This window comes from Agrobacterium rosae, assembly GCF_002915175.1.
In the GTDB taxonomy this organism is placed as follows: domain Bacteria; phylum Pseudomonadota; class Alphaproteobacteria; order Rhizobiales; family Rhizobiaceae; genus Agrobacterium; species Agrobacterium rosae.
The window spans coordinates 298,359-320,500 of the sequence record NZ_NXEJ01000009.1; the positions used below are offsets into that span (position 1 = coordinate 298,359).

Below are 22,142 nucleotides of genomic sequence, written 5' to 3' on the forward strand. Positions count from 1 at the left end.
TTCGATTAAGGTGAGATGCGAGAAACCATAAGGGCTCCCGCCGCCTCATGCCGATCAATATTCTTTTTCGTAGAAAATACCGGCAGCACCTTCACCGTCGCCGCCCGCTGACCCGCGCAGTTTGACGCCCTTGCCGACATCGAGATTGATGATGGCTTTTGCGCCGGTTCTTCCGCTTTGCTCCAGTTCCAGATAGGTCTTTTCATTGAGATATTTGCCGGCCGAAACGCGTGCCTGACCTTCGGAATCGGTCGATATATCGAGATCGTCAATACCGAGATTGCTGCGCAGACTATCGAAAAGCGATGTAGAGCGCCCCCCGGCCAGTTGTCCTGCGGCATCTGCAAGTCTTGCGATCTGCAAGGCGGAGAGCTTCGACATGGACTGACCGAAGATCAACTGCGCCATCACCTCGTCCTGTGGCAATGCGGGGGACGATGTGAATGCAAAGGCTGGGTCATTCGCATTCCCGGTGACTGATACGGTCACGGTCGTGGAGCCAGCTGTCGAGTCGGCCGCCATGTTGAGAACCGGCACCAGCCCGCCGCCGAACGTGATGTCGCCGGTGGTGAAATCCAGGCGCCGGGTCAAAATTTCCAGTCTGCCGCGCTTCATCTCGAAGCCGCCTGAGACTTCGGGATTGGCGGCGGTGCCGCGCACGGTCACGCCGCCGGTCAATTCCGCATCGACGCCCCGGCCGCGAACGAAGATACCGCTGGGCGCATTGATCTTGAGGTCCAGTGCCATGGACGACGATCTGCCGCTACCGCCCTTGTCACCGTTCAATTTCTGGTCCTGCACACGCACCGCCCGTGGCGCGTTCTTGTGCTTCACATCGATCTGCTGGAGGGAGGCCGGCAGGCGCTCCGGTATGGTGATGGCACTTTTGTCCAGTGTGATCGTGCCACCCAGGACCGGTGACGAGAGTACGGGACCTTTCAGCGTCAGAGTGCCGCTGGCCTGGGTTGTGAACAGCGTGCCATCATTATAGGCGGCGCGATTGAGAGTAATGGTCAGATCTGCCGGGAAACCGGAGGCTGGCAAGATGCCGACGGAGCCAGTACCGGAGATCGTTCCACCGCCTGCAAGTTGCCCGCTTAATCGGGAGATTGTCGCTCTATCGCGGTCAAAATTGATTGCGACGCCAAGATTGTTGACCGTCAGATTGCGGCGTACATCGGTGACGCGTGTGCCGTTCGTCGTTATGCTGCCGGTCACGATAGGGGAGCTGGCTGTGCCTTCGATCTTGACATCGACGGCTGCCGTGCCCGCGACGTCAAAACCCTGTGCCGATGTCTGAGCGCCAAGAACACCAAGGGGCAGGTTTCCCTTGAAAGCCATCGACAATGGTCGGTTACCGCTGATGCCGAGTGTTCCACCGCCGGAAATCGTCAGCCCGCCCTGCGCCGTGACATTGGTATCCAGTCTCAAGGTGCCGCTGGCGAATTGCCCTTTGGCTTTCACGCCAAGCGAGCCCAGACCTGCACTGCGTGTCTGGCTGACCGCGGCATCGGACCATGTCAGGTCATAGACCACCGTCGGATCGGATGCCGAGCCCTTTGCGGTCACTATTCCGGAAATCGTTCCGGATGCGTCGAGGCCAGGGGAAAACGCATTGGCCAGATTGGCGGGAAGCGCACGGATGGCCGTATTGAGATCGAGCGCCGATCCGGCCGTGCCATTGACTTCGATACGTCCATTTCCGGTCTGGATAACGAGGCCGGAGATGCGTGCTGTTCCGTTGTTGATGGCTATGGAGGTTGGTTGTGACAGCTTGACCGGAATGCCGCGAGGCGTGGCTGAGAGGGCGTCCAGTTTCACCGTGATCGGGGCAGCACCCGTATCGATGCTTCCCTTGAGGAGCATAGGTGCATTGTCGTAACGGGCGTTGAGGTCGAACGCGGTTGCCGTGCCGGAGTGATTGATGTCGAGGTCAAGGCCGGAGATAGAGACTGCACCAGCATTGATGGTTTCAGCGGTTACCTTGCCATTTGCCGCGAGCGCCATGACATCATCGACCTTGAGATCGGCCGCAAGTTTGGAGACGGTCGTCGTGCCTTGAGAGATGATGCCACCGGCGGCACGGATCGTTGCTGCGATCTTTCCATCCGCATTGGACACCACGACGTCGCCTTTGACGTCGCCATTGGCCTGTTGGGCCGCCAGTGCGGCCAGCAGAGAAAGATCGGGGAAATCGAAAGAGAGGTTGCCGGATGGCAGGAATTGCGGTGTGAATTGCAGGTTGCCGGTCAAAACATTGCGCCCGACCGTAACATTCAATTTCGGAATAGCCGTGCCGTTTTCACTCTGAACCAAGTCGCCAGACGCATCGATGACCTGTCCGTCCAGTGTTCCGCTGGCCTGCAACTGTGCCTGCGGTGCGTTGAAATCGGCTTTGCCCTTTGCTGAGACTTTTAACGCTTCCAGCGCACGACCAGCCAGCGTCGCTTTGGCCGAGTTCAGGCTAACCTGGAAATCGGCAGCGTTGATAGGGCCAGTGGCATCCAGATAAAATCCAAGTGCACCCGAGGCTTGTGGGGTCAGCTTTTCAAGCGCGGGCAAACGCCCGCCGAGCTTTGCACTGACATTGCCATTCTCCAGTGAGAGATCGCCATTGGCTTCCAGCGTTCCGGATTTGACGACGAGGTTCTCGACGCGGGTCGCGCCACCCATCGTGCTGTTCACATAGGCGTCGATGGCGATGGTGGTGTCGAATTTCTCTGCGAGTGCGGGCGGCAAAACGGCCGGAAGCACGAACAGGCGAAGGTTGGATGCAATCGTGCCCGCAGACAGATCATAGGTCCCGCTGCCAGTGCCGCCGATGCTGGCGCTCTCAAGCGTTGCACCTTCGAATGCGATGGTCTGTGGCGAGATACGCAAAGGCGCATTCAGCTTCAACGGCGCTTTGACGGCCCTCTCAATATCAGGTGTCGTCATTGCCGACTGGGCAATGCTGAGTGAGGTTTGTACCGTGCCGGTCTGGTTTGTCAGATTGAGATCATCGCTGTTTGCCGATAGCTTCACGTCATCCAGACGACCCTGCGGCATGGTTAGGGATCGCAACGATGCGCTCATATTCAGTTTTGCGGCATTCGCATCGCCACGAAGAGACAGATCGACACCGTTGATCAGAGCGGCGATTTCTCCGCCCTCCAGAGGCAGCCGAACATCGACGGGGCCGTTCGTACCGATCAAATTGGCGATGAGGTCGTTCTGTCCCTGCGTGTCCATTGCGCCGGATGCCGTCAGCAGCAATTTTCCGGTTTCCAGGTTGCCGCTTTCGACGCTGATTCGGCCCTCCGGCGATATGCTCGCGGCGAGATCGAGCTTCGACTGACCGGCAAAAAGCTGACGGACGAGCGGAGGCAACAGCATATCCGGCTGACCTCCACCATGCAGTTCGACACGTCGGGTCCCGTCCGGCCCAAGTTGATGACGCCCGTTGAGATCGAGAACCGGGTTGCCAGCCACTGCTCCGCTTAGCTTGCCGCTCCAGTCCGATAATGCACCTTCGCCATTCACCGTCAGGGCAACTGCGGGCGCACCGGGAAGGCGCAGAAGAGTGGCCAGCAATCCACCTTGCGGTTCGTTCAAAGCCGCATCGAGTTTCAGCACGTTGTCATCAGGCGCAAAGGCGATGTCTGCGGTGACCTTCGCCTGTGGCTCATCCTTGCGATTGGCAGAGAGAGACAGTGCGATGGCATCGTTTGCCGCCGTTCCGTTACCCGTGGCTGCCAACTCAAAGGGACGACCAGCGAGTCGTTCGCCAAGGCGGATGTCCGGCAAAGAGATGTCGTCAATGTCTATCGCAACGGGCAGGGAAAAGCCGCTTGAATCCGGGGTTTTTGGCGCTGTGGATGGCAGCGGCAACCTGTCGAAGGTCACATTGGCGGCCGCAATTCGTTGCGCATGAAACGTGCGCTTCAAAAGAGCGGACGGCGACCAGTCGACCTCTATGCCGCCAACGCGCGCGTAGACGCCTTCGCGGTCTGAAAGAACGACGCTATCCAGTCTCAAGTCGCCTGTCAGCAGACCGGAAGGGGGTGAGATTTCAATTTTTTGGTCGGGGGTCGAGATGAGTGCAGAAATCTGGTTTGCGGCAAACCGTGCACCTGTCGGCGTATAGCCGATGAAGAGGACTGCGATCACGACCAGCGCAACGATGCCAACGGCAATATAGACGAACCATTTCAGCAATCGAATCAATGCGGTCATCTGAAGCTATCTACACTCTGCTGGTTATCTGAGGTTCTTTTCAGAACGACTGCCCGATGCCGGCATAAATGCCGAAGCTGCTTCCGCCCTCGTATTTTTGGAGTGGCATGGCAACATCGAGACGCAATGGGCCGAAAGGCGTGGCATAACGAAGGCCTATGCCCGCACCGGCGCGAATATCCGAGAAATCCGGTGCAAGATCGGATGATACCACGCCTGCGTCGAAAAAGGGAACAAGGCCGATGGTCTCGGTGATCTTGACGCGGGCCTCGAGCGAGGTGACGACATAGGAGCGCCCGCCAGTGGCTTCGTTTGCGGCATTATAAGGCGAAATTTCCTGGTAGCTGTAGCCACGCACCGATCCGCCACCACCTGCATAAAACCTGCGGGTTGGTGGAATATCTTCCAGCGCGCCGACGCCAATCAGTGCACCGGCAGCGATCTTTCCGGCCAGAACCACCTGGTCTTCGGCACCCAGGCCCTTGTAGCCTGTCGTAGAGCCTTCGAAGGATGTGAAGAACGTGCCGTTGAGCGCCTCATAGCTGGGTTTGGCGGAAATCGATGCACGAAAACCCTCTGTCGGGTTCAGCTTGTCATCGCGCATATCCCGCACGAATTCCAGCGGTACAGACGTCGTCAGATACTGGTTGTTCCCGAATGCATCGTCTGAATCCGTCCACTCGACCTCCAATCCAGCGGATGCCGTATCGTAATCGTTGAACTCATAGGCGAATCCACCATAGCCAGTGACTGATCGCGCATCATAAGTGTCGGGATGCTCGGTCTTGGCCTTGAGGCTTGCGGTAAATGTCGTTGCCGGATTGAAGACGCCGGGTTTGGTGAAAATGATGCCTGCGGAATAATCCATATCCTGCACATTGGACGCTTCACCCAGGCGAGAAACCGCACCCTCGATGCGCAGCGATTCGGCTTTTCCAAACAGATTGCGGTGGCCCCAATACCCTTGAAGACCAATACCCTCTGTCGTTGAATATTGCGCGCCGACGCCGAGATAACGGTGCTTGCCTTCCGACACCTCGATGGTCAGCGGAATGGTGCCGTTGGGGGCAAGCGTGTTGGCTTCCTTGATGGTGATACTGGAGAAGACACCCAGTTTGCGCAAGCGATCAGAAGCCTTGCGCAATTTTTCCGGCGAGTAGGGCTCACCGCCGTTGAGACGCGAGTATTTGCGGATAAAATCCTGATCGACCGTGCGCTGGCCTTTGACCGCAACCTCGCCAAGAGGCGCGACCGGCCCACCCTTAGCGGACAAGGTGAGGTCGACCGTGTTGTTTGCATGATTGGCGACGGCTTCCCTCTTGGTCAGTTCGGCAAGAGGCCGTCCCTCGGCTTTCAAGTCTTCGATCAGCTTGTTGCCGCCACGAATGATAGCCAGCGAACCCGCATTTCCACCCGTAACCAGCCCGTATTCGGAAAGGTCATGTCCGGTCACGTCGCCTTCAAGCCTGACCGTTCCCAGCGTGAAGACGGGACCGGGCGTCACATCGATAACAACCGGGATGGGGCCCGAGCGATTAAAGGAGGGGTTTGGCGGGATGGAATCGATATCCTGCCCAGCAACCGTCACTTTGACGATGCCGCCATATCGTGCGTTTTCGTAAAGGGATGCGATCAAGCGTTCGCGGTCGTCTCGCGCCCGGATGATCAGACCCAGATCGCCCGATGCGGGCTTGTCTGGCTCGGATGTCAGTAGAGAACTGTTTTCGAGGCTCTGTTTCAGCTTTGCATCTGCATCCGGCGCGTTCAACGTGACGGTGAAGGAAACAGGATCGAGAACCTCATCCTTCTTGTCGTCGGAACCGAAAATGGTGATGCCAAAAATCTTGAGTGCGTAAGCCTGACGGGCGAACCCTGGATAAAACGACACTGTTGCTGCCACCGCCAAAACGGTGCCTGCCTTCCAGAACGCAATACTCTTCTTTGGGTTAGTCCGCACTATCGGCATGGGCTACTTTATGGTTGAGCATTTATTATCGGCCCTAGCGGTTGACCGTCCGTTAACATGATAGCTTAAGCATAAATGGCCGGATTGGGCACCCGAAAAAGCGCTTTTTCCGGCCATAAACGCAAAAGCCCCGGCGAACCGGGGCTTCATAACGTGCCAATCTGGCGATGTTAGCGGCAACGTGCCGTGTAACGCTGACCGTACTGGTCGCGATAGTAGCAATAGCCTGGCTCGGAAGCGTTACCGATAAGTGCACCTGTCACGCCGCCGAGTGCTGCGCCAACAGCTGCGCCGCGTACGTTACCAGTGATTGCTGCGCCTGCGATACCGCCTACAACTGCGCCTGTACCCGCACCCTTTTCAGTCTGCGTGCAGCCTGCCAGCGTCAAGCCGATTACGGCAAAAATAATAGCCTTTTTCATGAACTCTCTCCAACGTTACATACGAGCTCTATGGCTCTTGGTAGGCGTCCCATAGGTTATCTGCGGCGACTGCTACCTCCGACCGCAACAGATATCTAACAAGTCGAATGTGTTTATGGAAGCCTCCCCTTGCCAGGCTACGCCTCCCGTCCCAAATCGATTGTGCCCTACTGAACGAGGTGCGGGAAGAAAAGTTCCATTTCTGTCTCACTTTGATGTGAATCAATTTTACGCTTTGCCAAATCTCTTATAAGTCTCCTTGGAATGGTTCAAAACTAAGGGCGAATTGACGCAGTTTCGAGCAATACGCGTCAGAGGGGTTGACGGTCCGGGGACGCGGACCGAAAACAACCACAAGAATTCTGGAGCATGAAATGGACTTCGAGGCATATTTCAAGACCGAGCTGGATGGCCTGCATTCGGAAGGTCGATACCGCGTCTTCGCCGATCTCGAGAGACAGCGAGGCAATTTCCCGCGCGCGACCCGCTACACCACAGATGGTGTGAAGCAGGACGTGACGGTCTGGTGCTCCAACGACTATCTCGGCATGGGTCAGAACCCCAAGGTGGTCGAGGCCATGAAGGCGGCCATCGATCACTGTGGCGCGGGTGCGGGAGGCACCCGGAATATCTCTGGTACCAACCATCACCACGTCAAGCTGGAACAAGAACTTGCCGACCTGCATGGAAAAGAATCAGCGCTGGTCTTCACATCCGGCTATATTTCCAATTGGGCGACGCTCGGCACGCTTGGACAGAAAATTCCTGGCCTGATCATTTTCTCAGACGCGCTGAACCATGCCTCGATGATCGAGGGCATCCGTTATGGCCGTTGTGAGAAGGTCATCTGGAAGCATAATGATATTGAAGACCTCGACGCCAAGCTCAAAGCGGCAGACCCTGCGGCACCGAAGCTGATTGCGTTCGAATCCGTCTATTCGATGGATGGCGATATTTCTCCTATCAAGGAAATCTGCGATCTGGCTGACAAATATGGTGCCATGACCTATCTGGACGAAGTTCATGCAGTCGGCATGTATGGTCCACGCGGTGGCGGCATTGCCGAACGCGAAGGCCTGATGGATCGCCTGACGATCATCGAAGGCACGTTGGGCAAAGCATTCGGCGTGATGGGCGGTTATATTGCAGCCTCCGTAGCGTTGTGTGATTTCATTCGCTCATTCGCGTCGGGCTTCATTTTTACCACTGCGCTGCCGCCTTCTCTCGCAGCCGGTGCGGTTGCTTCTATCCAGCACCTCAAGGCCAGCCCGTTTGAGCGCGCCCGCCATCAGGAGCGCGTACGGACACTGCGTTCTATGCTGGACGCCAGCGGTATTCCGCATCTGCACAATCCCAGCCACATCGTGCCTGTCATGGTTGGCGATGCCGCCAAGTGCAAATGGATTTCGGACATTCTGCTGGATGATCACGGCGTCTACGTGCAGCCGATCAACTATCCAACGGTGCCGCGCAAGACCGAGCGCCTGCGCATCACACCGACACCGCTGCACAGTGATGCCGATCTGGAGCAACTGGTCGGCGCATTGCATCAGCTCTGGGCGCGTTGTGCTCTGGCGAGAGCAGTGGCCTGATATCGGTCAAGCCATCCGATCAAAGGTCGCGACTTGCGCAAGTCGCGACCTTTTTTATTGCTGGGTGTTGTCAGTGTTCCAGCATCTCATGGACGATCTGCTTCGCATCGAGCGAGGCCGGATAATATGTCGGCCAGTTCGTGAGTTCCGCCAGAACGGTGCTGCGGTCATTTCCCCAGAAAAGATGGTAATGGCCCGCTTTTTGCGGTGCAATCGTGTGATCGCTGAACTGGATAAATTCAGGAGCGGACGCATCCCCTGCGCTCTTTTTGAAGATGTAACGAACCCCGCGATTGCCCTTCTTGTATGTCAGGATTTCGTGTCCATCGGAGAGGTATTTCGCCTCTGACGGCTTCTCATCGCGGAAGAACGTGACGCTATCGCCCTTGATGACAATGCGGTCGACGTCGGTCTTATAACCGGTGTCGTATTCGTCGCGATATTCCTTGGCGCTTTTGTCACCATGCTCCGCCTTATGCGCCATGACAGGGTCGAGCGAGCCATCAACCAGATACGGATAAACGGACTGCCAGTCCCCCTCCCAATCGGAAAGCATACGCGGTTTGATCTGGCTGTCCTCGAAATAGCCCTTGTAAATCTCGTTCGAACCCTTGGCATGATCATGCGAATGGCTGTGAGAATGTGCCTTGGTTTCTTCTGCCAGTGCTGCCGTGCTTAGAAGCAGAGTGGTGCCGATCGCTAGCGCTAGGGCGTTTCTGGTGATCATCTATGCGTTCCTCAAAATCGTTTATCGTGCCAAATTATATGTAATGTAATTACATTACAAAAATGCACATAGCCGCTATTGAGAGGTCAGGCAACCCACATTTTGTGGAGTTCTTGGCACGGGTTTCCATCGCACCTACCAGTAAGGCAGGCGCGGAAGACAATCTGTACGTGATGGCTTCAGGCGGCCTGTTGCTTTTGCAGAACGGCTTCTTGCGCATAGGCGCGCGCCTGAGCGTCTGCGGCGAGCACGGCGTCTATTGTCTGTGCCGACTGCCCATCGTTCATTCTGTCCATGACGATCTCGACGATATCGGCCATGTCGAGGAAGCCGATCTGACCATCGACGAAGGCGTGAAATGCTGTCTCGTCGGCGGCATTCAGAACCGCGCCTTGCGCGCCGCCGCGTTCCAGCGCGGTTCTGGCCAGCCGCAAGGCCGGGAAGCGAACCTCGTCGGGTACTTCGAAATCAAGCCTCGCAAGCTTGGTAAAATCCAGTCGCTCCACATTGATCTCGCCGCGCGCTGGATAGGTCAGGGCGTAGGCGATTGCCGTGCGCATATCCGGGCAGCCAAGTTGGGCTATGACGGATCCATCCGTATAGGCCACCATCGAATGAATGATCGACTGCGGGTGGACGATGACTTCGATCTGGCTCGGATTCAGATCGAAGAGGTACTTCGCCTCGATCATTTCCAGCGCCTTGTTGAACATGGAGGCGCTGCCGATGGAAACCTTCAGGCCCATCGACCAATTGGGGTGAGCGCGGGCAATATCTGCCGTCACGCCCGCCATCTGCTCACGGCTGAAAGTGCGGAAGGGGCCGCCGGATGCGGTCAGCACGATACGCTCGACGTTTTGTTTGTTTGCGGGTTCAAGGCATTGGAAAATGGCGCTGTGTTCACTGTCGACAGGTATCAGCTGGCCACCACCTTGGGAGACGGTGCGGATAAAAACGTCTCCGGCGGAAACGAGGCATTCCTTATTGGCAAGTGCGATATTGGCTCCGCGTCGGGCAGCCGTCAGCGTCGGTTCGAGGCCTGGTGTTCCAGCAATCGCTGCCATCACCCAGTCCGCCTCCATCTCGGCTGCTTCCTGCAACCCGCTTCGGCCTGCCGCGACCTTGATGTCGCTGCCAGTCAGTGCATCTTTCAAAGCGTGATAATTGTCGTCTTCCGACGTCACCGCTAACCTTGCACCCACCATGCGTGCCTGCTGCGCCAACAGCGCTATGTTTCCAGCACCGGTCAGAGCCATGATGTCAAACCGGTCCCGGCCTCCAAGCTGGCCTATGACATCCAGCGTGTTGGTGCCGATGGAACCGGTGGCACCCAGAACGGTCAGTTTTTCAGGTAAAGTCGAGCCCTGCGGGTGCGTCATATCAATCCGGTTTTTTCAAATGTTTCAGTGAAGCCTCTACAAGCGAAAGGTGGGTATAACAAGGAGGTAAGCCACTATTGTCTTTGGCCTCCACCGCCCGCATATTCGAAGCTGTTAACGCAAGGGAATAGCATGCGGCGCTTTTTTGTTTCCAGTGGTTGGATTTTGGCAGCGACCTTTATTCTGGTTCTGGTTTTCATTCCGTTCGATCCGGTTATCTCACAACGCGCGCAAGCCCTTCCGGGTCCCATCGTCGGCTTCAACAATGCAATTACCGATTTCGGCACATTTCGCTGGATGCTCTATAGCACCGGCCTGCTGGCGATCGCGGCCTATATCGCGGCGCGCGTGCTGACGGGCTCAACCCATTCCAGCCGCATACGAACGGCGTGGCGGTTGTTTCTCTACTTCTTCCTGACAATCGGCACGGCGAGCATTTTGGTTCATCTGCTGAAATTCGTGATCGGCCGTGCCAGACCAGAACTGCTGATGGATATGGGTGCCTATAGCCTGACACCGTTTACCGGTGACAATCTCTATGAGAGCTTCCCATCCGGCCATTCGGCAGCGGCAGGTTCCTTCTTCGGCGCGTTTTTCATGCTGGTACCGCGGTTTCGTTTCGTTTTCCTCGGCCTTGCGCTGGTCATCGGTGTGTCTCGCGTCATTGTCGGTGCGCATTATCCGAGCGACGTGGCAGCAGGTTTGCTGCTGGGAACATGGACGGCAATGGCGTTCGCCTTCATCTTCGCACGTTCCGAATGGCTGTTCCGTTTCGACGTCAATGGCTGGCCACATCCGAAAAATGTGCCACAGTCCGCAATTTGATCGGCGAGGGGTTGGGATTGCCAATGGAAAATGCTGATTTTGCAGCAGGTCAAACCATAAAGACGACGGTTGCGATAGCGGGCGGTGGTCCCGCTGGTATGATGCTTGGGCTTCTCCTGGCGCGCGCCAATGTGGACGTGGTGGTTATTGAAAAACACCCGGATTTTTTGCGAGATTTCCGCGGCGATACCATTCATCCATCGACGTTGGAGATCATCGAACAACTCGGCTTCATCAAGGAGTTTCTGGCGCTGCCGCATACGCAGGCGGAAAAGCTCTATGCGGACATTGGCGAGCAAAAGATAACGATTGCCGATTTTTCGTGGTTGCCCGTGAAGAACCGCTTCATCGCCTTCATGCCGCAATGGGACTTTCTGAACTTCATCGCGGGAAAAGCCGGACAATACGAGAATTTCCGGCTGCTGATGAATGCTCCGGTGACGGAGCTTATGCAAAATGCCGGCAAGGTCACCGGCCTTCGTGTCGAGACACCGCAGGGGCAGCTTACGATCGAGGCTGATCTGGTCGTCGGTGCGGATGGGCGAAGCTCGGTTGTGCGGGAAAAGGCCGGTTTGGAAATCCAGCGTTTCGGCGTTCCGACCGAAGTCGTGTGGATGCGGCTTTCCAAGCAGCCTGGTGACCCGACCCAGACCATGGGCCATGCTGGTCCGCAACAGGGTTTCGTACTGATCGACCGTGGTGATTATTGGCAGTGCGGTTATGTGGTCCGCAAGGGTGTGTTTGCAGAGTTGAAGGCACATGGGATGGAAGCCTTCCGGGAGCGGGTTGCGGAGGTTTGCCCGTTGCCGAAGGAGCGACTGTTGGAAATCGCAAGCTGGGACGACGCTTATCTTTTGACGGTGCGCATCGACAGGCTGAAACAATGGTGGAAGCCCGGTCTCATTTGTATCGGCGATGCCGCGCATGCGATGTCGCCAATTGGCGGTGTCGGCGTCAACCTCGCCATTCAGGACGCCGTGGCGACTGCAAATGTGCTTATTCCGGTGTTATCGTCCGGGCGTTTGATAATGGACGTCGATCTTGCGGCGATCGAAAACCGCCGCTCCTTTCCAACCAAAGCGACCCAACGGCTGCAATTGATGATGCGAAGCCGCAACAAAAAGGATCAAGCCGATGTAAAGCGCGCGAAGGGTCCGCCCGCTTTCGTTCTGGCGATCATGCGATTTCCCTTGCTGGCGCATCTGGCTGGCAGGCTGATCGGCCTCGGCTTCAGGCGGGAAAAGCTTAAATATTAATGCCGCTTACCGCTCATCATAAAGGCGTCGCAATATTTTTGCGGTACCAGCCGCTCCGTCAAGATCGAGATTGACGCTGTCCGGTTCCGGAAGGTCCAGCGCCTGTTCGATGGCATTGGCCATGGATTGCGAAGATACGGCGCTTTCCTCCAGTACATGAGCCAGTCCCAATTTGGCCAGCCGCGACGCGCGTGCGCCCTGTTCCGTCTCTCCGCCCGCGGCGAACGGGATGAGAAGCGAACGGCACTTCGCCTGCAAGATATCGCAAACGGTGTTGTAGCCCGCTTGAGAAATGGAAAGTCGTGCGCCGGATAACAGGCTGGCAAAATCCTTGCGGAAGCGGAAAACAGAGATGTCACCTCCGGCCTGTGCCGAGATGGCATCGAAATCGGACTGCGGCATGTTGGGTCCGGTGATAAAGCACCAGTTCTTGATGCCTTTGATCGAAGGTGCTGCATCCAGTGCGGCACGGATGAGGGCAGCACCTACAGCGCCACCACCTGCGGACACCACGACGTCAAACCGTTCCTGCGGCGGCTGCGGCTTGGACGGTGCGACAAGGCCGGTGTAGACGATGCGCTGGCTGATCTGGTCGGCTAGAGGAAACGTATCTTCCAGACGCACGAAGTTCGGATCGCCGTGCACGAGAACGGCGTCGAAGTGCTTTTTGACGAGCGCGATGGTTTCTTCATCGCGACCGGGCTTTGCCCGTTCCTGTAGAATATCACGCAGCGACGTCATCACCAGCGGGCGCTCGAGGCTGTGTTCTATGGCGCTCAGCAACGGCATGAGTTCGAAACGCACTTGCCTGCGCCCGAAGGGAAAAGCCTCGATGATGACGATATCGGGTCTGGCACCGCGATAGGCACCCAGCAGCATGCTGGTGCGATTATCCTTGAAGGCATCATCCACCGGCTGGCCCGTCGCATCCACTAGCCCGGAGAAGCTGCCATCGCTGACGGCGATCGGCGGCAGTTCGATGTGGCGTATGCCTTCACCCGGAAATCCGGGAACGGGTGTGCCGCCGGTCACCAGTGTTACATCGAACCCGTCTTCCACCAGCGCGCGCGTGACCCGGCTTGCGCGGGCAATATGGCCGATGCCGAGCAGGTGTTGCACGTAGAAGAAGACGCTTGGCGCAGATTTCGTGGCGGTCACAGGGGCTTCTCCCATTTCTGCTCGAACAGAGCTTTCAGCTCGGTGATGCTGTTGCGATGATCGAAGGAGGTGCGCACCCGGTTTTCTGCGGCTGCGCCGAGGCGTGCGCGAAGCTCAGGATCGGTGATCGCCGCTTGCAGGGCTTGCGAAAACGCGGTCGCGTCTTCCGATGCCGTCAACAGTCCGTTTTCGCCGTTGATGAAGAACTCGGGGATGCCTGAGATGTTGGTGGAAATGCAGGCAAGGTTCTGGCTTGCAGCTTCCACCAGAACATTGGGCAGTCCATCACGATCACCATCGCTGGTGATGCGGCACGCAAGTGCAAACAGATCGGCTTGCCGGTAATGTTCAAGCACCTGCTTCTGGTCCATGGCACCCGTCCAGATGATATGCTGGGAAAGGCCGAGTTCGTCGGCCAGCGCCTTGAGTGTGGCGAGCTCGTCACCACCGCCGATATGGGTGAAATGCCAGTGCAGCGATGTGGGCAAGGCAGCCAGTGCGCGCAGCAGGATGTCGATGCCCTTTTTCTTCACGGCACGACCAACGCTGAGAATCCGAACGGGTTCGTTGGGATCGGAGCCGTCACGCGGTGTTCGCTGACCTTCGAAATGCGGGAAGCGCGTGAGGTCGAGCCCGTGATAGCTCAGGTGAACCTTTGCCTTATCGGCTGAGAGACTTTGCAGATGCCTGAACCCGCTTGCAGTACAGGTGACGGCCCAGCGGGCACTATCCAGCTTGCCGGAGAGGTCTTGATCGCTGGAGGTCCAGATATCCTTGGCATGTGCCGAGATCGTCCACGGGGTGCCCGTCATCAGATGGGTGTAGGCGGCAACCGATGCTGGCGTGTGGATAAAATGCACATGCAGCCACTCCGCATCCGTTGGCCATTCATGGGCCAGCACGGCGGCTTGTCCGAAGCGGCGAAAGCGGTTGCGGCTGAAGTCATGACGCAGATCGTGGGCTAAGCGGCGCAAGGCCTTGCCGAATCCAGGTTTTACCCGACAGGCCCAGACCGCTTTGAGCACGCGCAACGGCTCTTCATGCAAATATTCCGGCAGATAGGTGACACTGGCACGGATTTCATCATGCACCGGATGGCGTTTTTTGTCCGTCGGGCGACGCATGGAGACGAGTTCCAGCTCTAAGCCTGCTTTCTCCAGTCCAAGAAGCTCTTGCGCGATGAAAGTTTCCGAAAGGCGCGGATATCCCTTCAGAAGAACCACGATTTTCTTTTTGACGGTCACGATATCCGCGTCTCTTTCTGAACTCAGGCGCTGGGGCTAAGGGCTTTGACGGTTTCATCAGGTTGAAGCCACTCGGCAATCCGTTTGGAAAGATTTTCCAGCCCATCAAGCTTGAGGTTTCTGCCATTCGCCGATGGTGGCGCGCGATTGAGGAGGTCCTTGAGTGCCTGCGCCATCTTCTTTGGATCTTCGGCGTCCTCCGGCAAAAGCATGTCGAACAGACCCAGTTCCGATGCGCGGCTGGCGCGGATCAACTGCTCTTCACGGGGTACGATGCGGGGTACGATAAGCGCCGGCTTATCGAAGGACAGGATTTCGCAAACCGTGTTGTAACCGCCCATGGACACGACAGCCTTGGCACCGGCCACGATGTCCTCCATGCGATTATCGAATTCTATGATTTCGATATAGGGAATATCGGAGGTATTCTGCATGAAGCGAAGACGTTGTTCGCCGGGCATGTAGGGGCCAAGCACGATCAGAGCTTTTTGGGTCAGTTCCGGGTCGGACTTGTAGGCGTTGATCACATCGTCGATCAGTTCGCTGCCATCGCCGCCGCCGCCGGTCGTTACCAGAATGTAGTCGCCTGCGGTGCGGTGCGAGGTGCTTTCCGATTGCGTCTTGGAGCGTTGCAGGAAGCCGACAAAATCCATCTTTTCGCGCACTTTTGGCGGCACATCCAGACCGATGAGAGGATCATGAAAATCCGGCGGGCCGTACACCCAGACGTGGTCGTAATAGCGTTCGATCTTGTTCAGAATGTCGTTTCGCTTCCATTCCGCTTCCAGCAGTTGCGGCGAATCCATCACGTCTCTCAGCCCTATAACGAGCTTGGTGCCCTTCGATTTGAGATAGGTCAGAGTTTCCTCGACCTCGCCACGCAGGCCCATAGGCTCCTTGTCGACGATGAAGATATCCGGCTGAAAGCTCTCTGCCGTATGATAGATGATCGACCGGCGCATTTTCAGGGTTTCCTGAAGATCTATATGCTGGTCGAGCGATGTGTATTCGCCGTTTCTCAGCTTGATGACGCTCGGAATTTTCACGAAATCCACGCGGGCGCGATAGTCGAACGCGCCGGCAATGGTGGCCCCTGATATGATCAGGACATTCAGTCCGCGATAATCCTCGACCAGAGCGTGGGCAATGGTGCGGCAGCGGCGCAGATGCCCCAGCCCGAAGGAATCATGGCTGTACATCAGGATGCGGGCATCGTTCAGACGGGTGCTCACAGCGGGCACCTCTTGTTCAGGCTCTGATAGCACGTCGTATCGGGTAGATATGTCACTGGACGGTCCGTGGTTATTTGAAAGGATCTGCCGCATCACGTAGTCCATCGCCAAAGAAATTAAAGGCCAAGATGACGAGCACCACCGGTATGGTGGGCAGAAGAAGCCATGGATACAGGGCAATCACGCTCACGCTTCTCGCTTCTGTGAGCAGAATACCCCAACTTGTGATTGGCGGGCGTAGGCCAAGGCCCAAGAAACTGAGTGCGGTTTCGCCCAGAATCATGCCCGGAATGGTCAGCGTTGCAGATGCAATGAGGTGGGACATGAAGCCTGGAATGAGATGTCGACCGATAATGCGCGACGTACTTGCACCCATCAGTTGGGCCGCCAGAACATAATCTTCTTCGCGCAACGCCAGGAGCTTGGAGCGCACCGCACGAGCAAGGCCGGTCCAGTCCAGAAGCCCGAGGATGAGGGTAATGCCGAGGTAGACGAGGATGGGGCTCCACGTGACCGGCATGATGGCGGCGAGTGCTAGCCACAGCGGGATGCTCGGAATGGATTGCAGTACCTCGATGATGCGCTGGACGATCAGGTCGAACACGCCACCACGATAGCCGGCGAGGCCACCGATCACTATGCCGAGAACGAAGCTCATCGCCACACCAAGAAGGCCGATGGTCAGCGAAATGCGCGCGCCATAGATGATGCGCGAGAGAACGTCACGGCCCAGGCGGTCGGTTCCGAGCAGATACATCTGTCCGCCCTCAGCAGGGCAGACCAGATGGACATTGCTCTCGAAGAGGCCCCAGAACTGGTAGCCATCGCCTCGGCAGAAGAACCGCAGTTTCTGGACGTCTGTCGGCACGTCGCTATAGACGCGCCTGAGATTGTCCATATCAAGGCTCATCGTGCGCCCGTAGACGAACGGACCGACGAACTTGCCATCGTGAAACAGATGGATGGACTGCGGTGGCGTATAGATGCTTTCGACATTGCGCGTGTGCAGATTATACGGGGCCAGAAACTCGCAAATCACGATCGACAAATAGACGAACAGCAGAAACGCCCCGGAATACACCGCAAGCCTGTGCTGCTTGAACTGCCACCACATCAGCTTGAACTGCGATGCTTTACTGAAGGCAGCCATGCCTGAAGTCGTCGGTTCGATCAGGTTGGGGTCGAAAGGTGCTGTCGAGACATAATGTGGCAGTGGCGCGCCGGGCTGAGGAAGAGTGGTCATTTGATGTTACCGCCTCCAAAGCGAATGCGCGGATCGAGAATGGCCAGCGCGATATCCGAGACGAGTACGCCGATGACGGTGAGGAAAGCGAGAAACATCAGGAAGGAACCGGCCAGATACATGTCCTGACTTTGCAAGGCGCGGATCAACATGGGTCCGGTTGTCTCCAGCGACAGGACCACGGCTGTGATTTCCGCGCCGGAAATGATGGCGGGCAGAATGGAGCCGATGTCGGAAATGAAGAAGTTCAGCGCCATGCGCAGCGGATATTTCGTCAGCACCTTGAAAGGGTGCAGTCCCTTGGCGCGGGCGGTGACGACATATTGCTTCTGCAACTCGTCCAAAAGGTTGGCGCGTAGTCTGCGGATCATACCGGCGGTGCCGCCCGTGCCGATGATGAGAACGGGTATCCACAAATGTTCGAGGATAGACTTCATCTTGTCCCAGCTCATGGGCTGGTTGAGATACTCTCGGTCCATCAGGTGACCGATGGATGTGCCAAACCAGATATTGGCGAAATACATCAAAAGAAGCGCCAGCATGAAGTTGGGAATGGCGATACCCAAAAGACCGACGAACGTCAGGCCGTAATCACCCCAGCTGTATTTATGGGTGGCAGAATAAATGCCGATGGGAAATGCGATGATCCAGGTGACAATGATTGTGACGAACGACACCAGAATTGTCAGCCAGAGACGGTCGCCAACCACTTCGTTGACGGGAAGCTGATACTCGAAAGAGTAACCGAAATCGCCCACCAGCATGCCGGATGCCCAACGAAGATAGCGGATCGGCGCTGGTTGATCGAAACCGTAACGGGCGCGCAATTCTTCGATTTCGGCGAGATTGGCGGTTTCACCCATGGCACGCATTTCGGAAACATAGCTTTCGAAATAATCGCCCGGTGGCAATTCGATGATGGTGAAGACGAGCATCGAAATCAGGATGAGCGTCGGGATCATCACAAGCAGGCGCCCTAGAATATATCTGAGCATGTCATGCGTCTCCGTCGTACCAGAAGGCATCTGGCATATAGACACCGAGATAGGAGGTAGGCTCGAATCCGTAGAGCGCCTTTTCTGGCACATTGCGCATTTTTGTCACATGCACGATGGGCTGCAGCGCACTGTTGACGATGCCGATGGAAAAGACCTGCTGCGAATAGAGCGACAGCATTTCCAGCCAGATTTCGCGACGCTCTTCATCCGTTATACTGATGCGCCACTTTTTGAGCAGGGCGAGAAGCTGGGCCGCTTCCGGCAAATCGGGTTCCTTGCCTTCGCGTCCACCGGACAGATAATGGATGCCCCAGACGGGCCACTGAAGCTGATCGTCGCCTGTTGGGGCAAGGCCTGCTGGCAGCATGTCGGGCGTAGGCACCGCGTTGTCCATGCCAAACCACACCGACATCAGCACTTCGCCGCCCATGGCGCGCTTGCGGAACACATCGCGCTGGGTGGGTCGGCTGGACAGGGATATACCGATTTTCCGCCAGTGATCCGTCACCAGCTCCAGTACGTCCGTTTCGAGCGTGCTTTCACCTGCGGTTTCCACGATGATATGGGCGGGGCGGCCATCTGGAAGCAGGCGAACGCCCTTGTCGTTGCGCTTTGTCAGTCCCAGTTCATCCAGCAACGCATTTGCCATGGCAGGGTTGAAGTCGGCCCAGGCTTTGGCGAATTCGGGACGGAAAAGAGAGCTTTCCGGCAGAACGGTATCAGCACTTTCCTTGGCCAGCCCGTAAAAACAGACCATGTTGATTTCATGCCGGTCGATGGCGACAGACAACGCCCGGCGCATCCGCACATCACGGAACAGGTTGCGCCAGACATCATCGGCCGCATTGAGGTTGGGCAGCAGGCAGACCCGCGAGCCCTGACTGCGTTTCCATAGATTGACCTTGATCGGATAACGGTCTTCGGCGTCTCGCAGGAACGTATAGTCGTTGAAATCGAGACCCATGAATTGCAGGTCGCTATCACCGGAAGCCGTTTTTGCAGCGATGATTTCCGATGACGTCACGTTGAGCAGGAACCGGTCGAGATAAGGCAGTTGCAGGCCGTTTTCATCGACGCGGTGGTAGTAGGGATTGCGCTCGAAAATGAACTGTTCGGATGGCGGCGAGGTGATGTTGCGCCACGCATCGAGCGTCGGAAGATCGGGGTTTTCAGGGCGCACCTGCCGTGACATTTTCACATGCAGGCTGCTCCAGTCATCGACCTTGTTCTTTTTGATGAGCTTGGCGAGTTTTTCTTCTGTCTGATATTTCGCATGGAACTGCTTCATATAGGCGGCTGGCAGGCATAAACGCGCAGGCGATGCACCGGCAAGCTTGGCCAGAAAGTCCGGGTTCGGACCTTCCCATGAGTAACGCACGGTCAGGCGATCGACGACTTCCACCGTCGGCGGCTTGTCGTAAACCAGCAACTCGATCGGCGGGCCGCCCTTGTGAATCTCCCGGTTGAGCGCCACGTCTTCCCAGAAATAACGGAAGTCTTCAGTGGTGAAATCGCTACCGTCGGACCATTTGTGGCCATCGCGCAGTTTCAGCGTGAAGACACGCTCTTGGTCGACGTTATAGCTCTCCAGAATATCAGGCTGAAAATTGAAACTCTCATCATAGCCTACCAGGCGCGCATAGCTGTTGATCGGCATCAGGCGAATATCACGCTGGCCGCCAATCAGCATGCGCACGGAGCCGCCATGCTTGCCCGGCTCACGACCAAGGCTCTTCATGTTCAGGACACGAGGGTTCTTTGGCAGACGTTGATCGACCGGTGGCAGATCACCCTTTTCCAGCTTTTCCTTGAAGAAATTGGAATCGCTATAGGCTGCGAATGCTTTCCATGGCGCAAAAACGGAGGCGAGGAGGGCAAGTGTGGTTCGGCGCGTAATCACGATCTTAGCTCCGCAACATCGACATTTCCGTTGGCGAGAACGAGATGGCCGCCGCCTAGATCGGCAGTCACCAATCCTCCTTCGTCGCTATCGCGGAACTGTTTGCCCCAGTCGAATTTGCCGGTGGCGCTGATCTTGGCGATGGTGCTGAAATCGAGCGGCCTGTCGAGGTCGGGGAACGGCACCGCAGCCAGAAGGGACTTGGTGTAGGGGTGTACCGGGTTCCGCATCAGTGTTTCGCGCGGCGCAAGCTCCACAATTTTGCCCTCGCACATCACTGCAACGCGGTCCGCCATATAATCCACCACAGCCAGATTGTGGGAGATAAACAGGTAGGTCAGGCCCAGATCCTTCTGCAAATCCTTGAGCAGATTGAGGATTTGCGCCTGCACCGAAACGTCGAGCGCCGATACCGGCTCATCGCAGATCAGCAGTTCCGGCCCCAAAGTCAGCGCTCTGGCAATGCCGATGCGCTGCCGCTGGCCGCCGGAAAAACTGTGCGGGTAACGATTGAGCGCGCTTTCCCCCAACCCGATGGCCTTGAGCAGATTGCGGACTTTTTCAGCGCGATACTTGCCATCGCCGCGACCGTGAATTTCGAGAGGTTCGCTGAGGATATTGCTGATCGTCATGCGTGGCGACAGCGACGAGATGGGGTCTTGAAACACCATCTGTATCTTCGTGCGCAATTCGCGCAGATCGTCGTCCTTGGCACTCAAAACGTCGATGTCGCCTGTGCGGCTGTGGAAAGTGATGGAGCCTTCATCCGGTCTCACGGCGCGCATGAGGATTTTGCTGACGGTGGTCTTGCCGCTGCCGCTTTCGCCAACAAGCCCAAGACATTCGCCTCGATGGATTTCAAAGCTCACGCCATCCACTGCTTTGGTCGTGTGAGCTTTGCCAGCGGTAAACCAGCTCGATTTGCGGGTCGTGAAGGTCTTGCCGATATTGTCGACGGTCAGCAGAACGCCCTGCGTCTTATCGACATTAGCCGTCTTCTTGCCGATCAGGCTTTCCTTGTCGATGACGACATCGCGGAGTGCCTTCAGTCGCTCTCCGGGCTTCATGTCGAAATGCGGCACCGCCGCCATCAGCCCTTTGAGATAAGGATGCGAAGGCTTGCGGAAAATTTCATCGACCGGACCGGATTCCATGATCTCGCCCTGGTAGATCACGGCGACTTCATCGGCGATATTGGCGACGACGCCGAGGTCATGGGTGATCAGCAACATGCCCATGTTCAGGCGGCTCTGCAGGTCCCGGAGCAGTTTCAGAATTTGTGCCTGTATCGTCACGTCGAGAGCCGTCGTGGGCTCATCGGCGATCAGAAGGGCCGGACGGCAAATGAGCGCCATGGCGATCATTGCGCGCTGGCGCATGCCGCCGGACAGCTCGAAGGGGTACATGTTGCAAATCTTGGACGGATTGGAAAAACCGACGAGATCCAGCGTTTCCTCAAGCTTTTCCTGACGCTCTTTTGGCGTCAGAACGGAATGGATCCGCAACGCTTCATCGATCTGGTTGCCGACTGTGTGCAGCGGCGAAAAGGATGTCATCGGTTCCTGAAAGATCAGGCCGATGCGGTTTCCTCTGATCGCACGCATGGGTTTGCCGTCCTGTTCCAGTCGCAGCAAATCCACCGGCTCGCCGGACGTGCGCTGCGGGTCGGCAAACAGGACACGGCCTTTGACATGTGCCGTTCGTGGTTGAATGCCCATGATCGTCTGGCCGATGACGGATTTCCCAGAGCCGGATTCGCCCACGAGTGCGGTGACTTTGCCCGGTAAAATACGGAGGCTGGCATTTCTGACGGCATCGATTTTCCCGCCCATTAAGGAAAACGATACTTGCAGATTTTCGATGCGAAGCAGATCGGCGCCTGAACTCATGCCAAGGGTGTCCTCACCGTTTTTATTTTGCCTGTGGCAGTTACTTAGGGGCCATAAAAGTTACGTTATCGCAGGCCTCAACTTCTGTCTATGCTC

General features: G+C 56.8%; 15 protein-coding genes. 3 read left to right on the forward strand and 12 right to left on the reverse strand.

From position 1 onward, the window contains the following. Positions 1-54 precede the first annotated feature (54 nt). The 3 genes from CPJ18_RS21170 to CPJ18_RS21180 all read right to left on the reverse strand — a co-directional run bounded on the left by CPJ18_RS21170 (position 55) and on the right by CPJ18_RS21180 (position 6,603). A complete protein-coding gene (locus CPJ18_RS21170; RefSeq protein WP_103659894.1) occupies positions 55-4,215 on the reverse strand; it encodes a translocation/assembly module TamB domain-containing protein in 4,161 nt (1,386 codons plus the stop codon). 40 nt (positions 4,216-4,255) lie between these two features. After that, positions 4,256-6,181 (reverse strand): autotransporter assembly complex protein TamA, encoded by a 1,926-nt coding sequence (locus tag CPJ18_RS21175; protein ID WP_103659895.1) that lies wholly within the window; start codon positions 6,179-6,181, stop codon positions 4,256-4,258. A gap of 170 nt (positions 6,182-6,351) precedes the next feature. Beyond that, the gene (locus tag CPJ18_RS21180; protein WP_077102927.1) at positions 6,352-6,603 is read right to left on the reverse strand and encodes a YMGG-like glycine zipper-containing protein; all 252 of its coding nucleotides are present in this window, start codon (positions 6,601-6,603) and stop codon (positions 6,352-6,354) included. A gap of 374 nt (positions 6,604-6,977) precedes the next feature. Here CPJ18_RS21180 and hemA point away from each other — a divergent pair, with 374 nt between their 5' ends. After that, positions 6,978-8,195 carry a 5-aminolevulinate synthase gene (gene hemA, locus CPJ18_RS21185; protein ID WP_103659896.1) on the forward strand — a complete coding sequence of 406 codons (1,218 nt, stop codon included), beginning with the start codon at positions 6,978-6,980 and terminating at the stop codon, positions 8,193-8,195. 70 nt (positions 8,196-8,265) lie between these two features. Here hemA and CPJ18_RS21190 read toward each other — a convergent pair whose 3' ends face one another. Together CPJ18_RS21190 and dxr are read right to left on the reverse strand one after the other, a co-directional pair. Continuing rightward, entirely contained in the window at positions 8,266-8,922 is a 657-nt protein-coding gene (locus tag CPJ18_RS21190) for a metal-binding protein ZinT (protein WP_103659897.1), read from the reverse strand. 179 nt (positions 8,923-9,101) lie between these two features. Next, on the reverse strand, positions 9,102-10,301 hold the full coding sequence (dxr, locus tag CPJ18_RS21195; protein WP_103659898.1) for a 1-deoxy-D-xylulose-5-phosphate reductoisomerase: 1,200 nt from the start codon (positions 10,299-10,301) through the stop codon (positions 9,102-9,104). A 132-nt stretch (positions 10,302-10,433) separates the two neighbouring features. On the opposite strand from dxr, the gene CPJ18_RS21200 reads away from it, so the two are divergent. Then, on the forward strand, positions 10,434-11,126 hold the full coding sequence (locus tag CPJ18_RS21200) for a phosphatase PAP2 family protein (RefSeq protein ID WP_103659899.1): 693 nt from the start codon (positions 10,434-10,436) through the stop codon (positions 11,124-11,126). Between the two features lie 23 nt (positions 11,127-11,149). Continuing rightward, complete coding sequence (locus CPJ18_RS21205; protein ID WP_103659900.1) at positions 11,150-12,382, forward strand: FAD-dependent oxidoreductase; 1,233 nt, start codon at positions 11,150-11,152, stop codon at positions 12,380-12,382. 6 nt (positions 12,383-12,388) lie between these two features. Here the strand turns inward: CPJ18_RS21205 and CPJ18_RS21210 are convergent, their stop codons facing one another. From CPJ18_RS21210 to CPJ18_RS21240, 7 genes are all read right to left on the reverse strand, one after another. Next, complete coding sequence (locus CPJ18_RS21210) at positions 12,389-13,555, reverse strand: glycosyltransferase family protein (RefSeq protein WP_103659901.1); 1,167 nt, start codon at positions 13,553-13,555, stop codon at positions 12,389-12,391. Further along, on the reverse strand, positions 13,537-14,784 hold the full coding sequence (locus CPJ18_RS21215) for a glycosyltransferase family 4 protein (protein WP_167397952.1): 1,248 nt from the start codon (positions 14,782-14,784) through the stop codon (positions 13,537-13,539). The genes CPJ18_RS21210 and CPJ18_RS21215 overlap by 19 nt, the downstream gene beginning before the upstream one ends. Before the next feature lie 23 nt (positions 14,785-14,807). After that, the gene (locus tag CPJ18_RS21220; RefSeq protein ID WP_103659902.1) at positions 14,808-16,016 is read right to left on the reverse strand and encodes a glycosyltransferase family protein; all 1,209 of its coding nucleotides are present in this window, start codon (positions 16,014-16,016) and stop codon (positions 14,808-14,810) included. A gap of 70 nt (positions 16,017-16,086) precedes the next feature. Then, complete coding sequence (locus CPJ18_RS21225) at positions 16,087-17,259, reverse strand: ABC transporter permease (RefSeq protein ID WP_103659903.1); 1,173 nt, start codon at positions 17,257-17,259, stop codon at positions 16,087-16,089. Next, a complete protein-coding gene (locus CPJ18_RS21230; RefSeq protein ID WP_077102910.1) occupies positions 17,256-18,254 on the reverse strand; it encodes an ABC transporter permease in 999 nt (332 codons plus the stop codon). Before CPJ18_RS21230 ends, CPJ18_RS21225 begins: the two co-directional genes overlap by 4 nt. Position 18,255: 1 nt before the next feature. Beyond that, positions 18,256-20,157 carry an ABC transporter substrate-binding protein gene (locus CPJ18_RS21235; RefSeq protein WP_103659904.1) on the reverse strand — a complete coding sequence of 634 codons (1,902 nt, stop codon included), beginning with the start codon at positions 20,155-20,157 and terminating at the stop codon, positions 18,256-18,258. Further along, on the reverse strand, positions 20,154-22,046 hold the full coding sequence (locus CPJ18_RS21240) for an ABC transporter ATP-binding protein (RefSeq protein ID WP_103659905.1): 1,893 nt from the start codon (positions 22,044-22,046) through the stop codon (positions 20,154-20,156). The genes CPJ18_RS21235 and CPJ18_RS21240 overlap by 4 nt, the downstream gene beginning before the upstream one ends. Between the last annotated feature and the right edge of the window lie 96 nt (positions 22,047-22,142).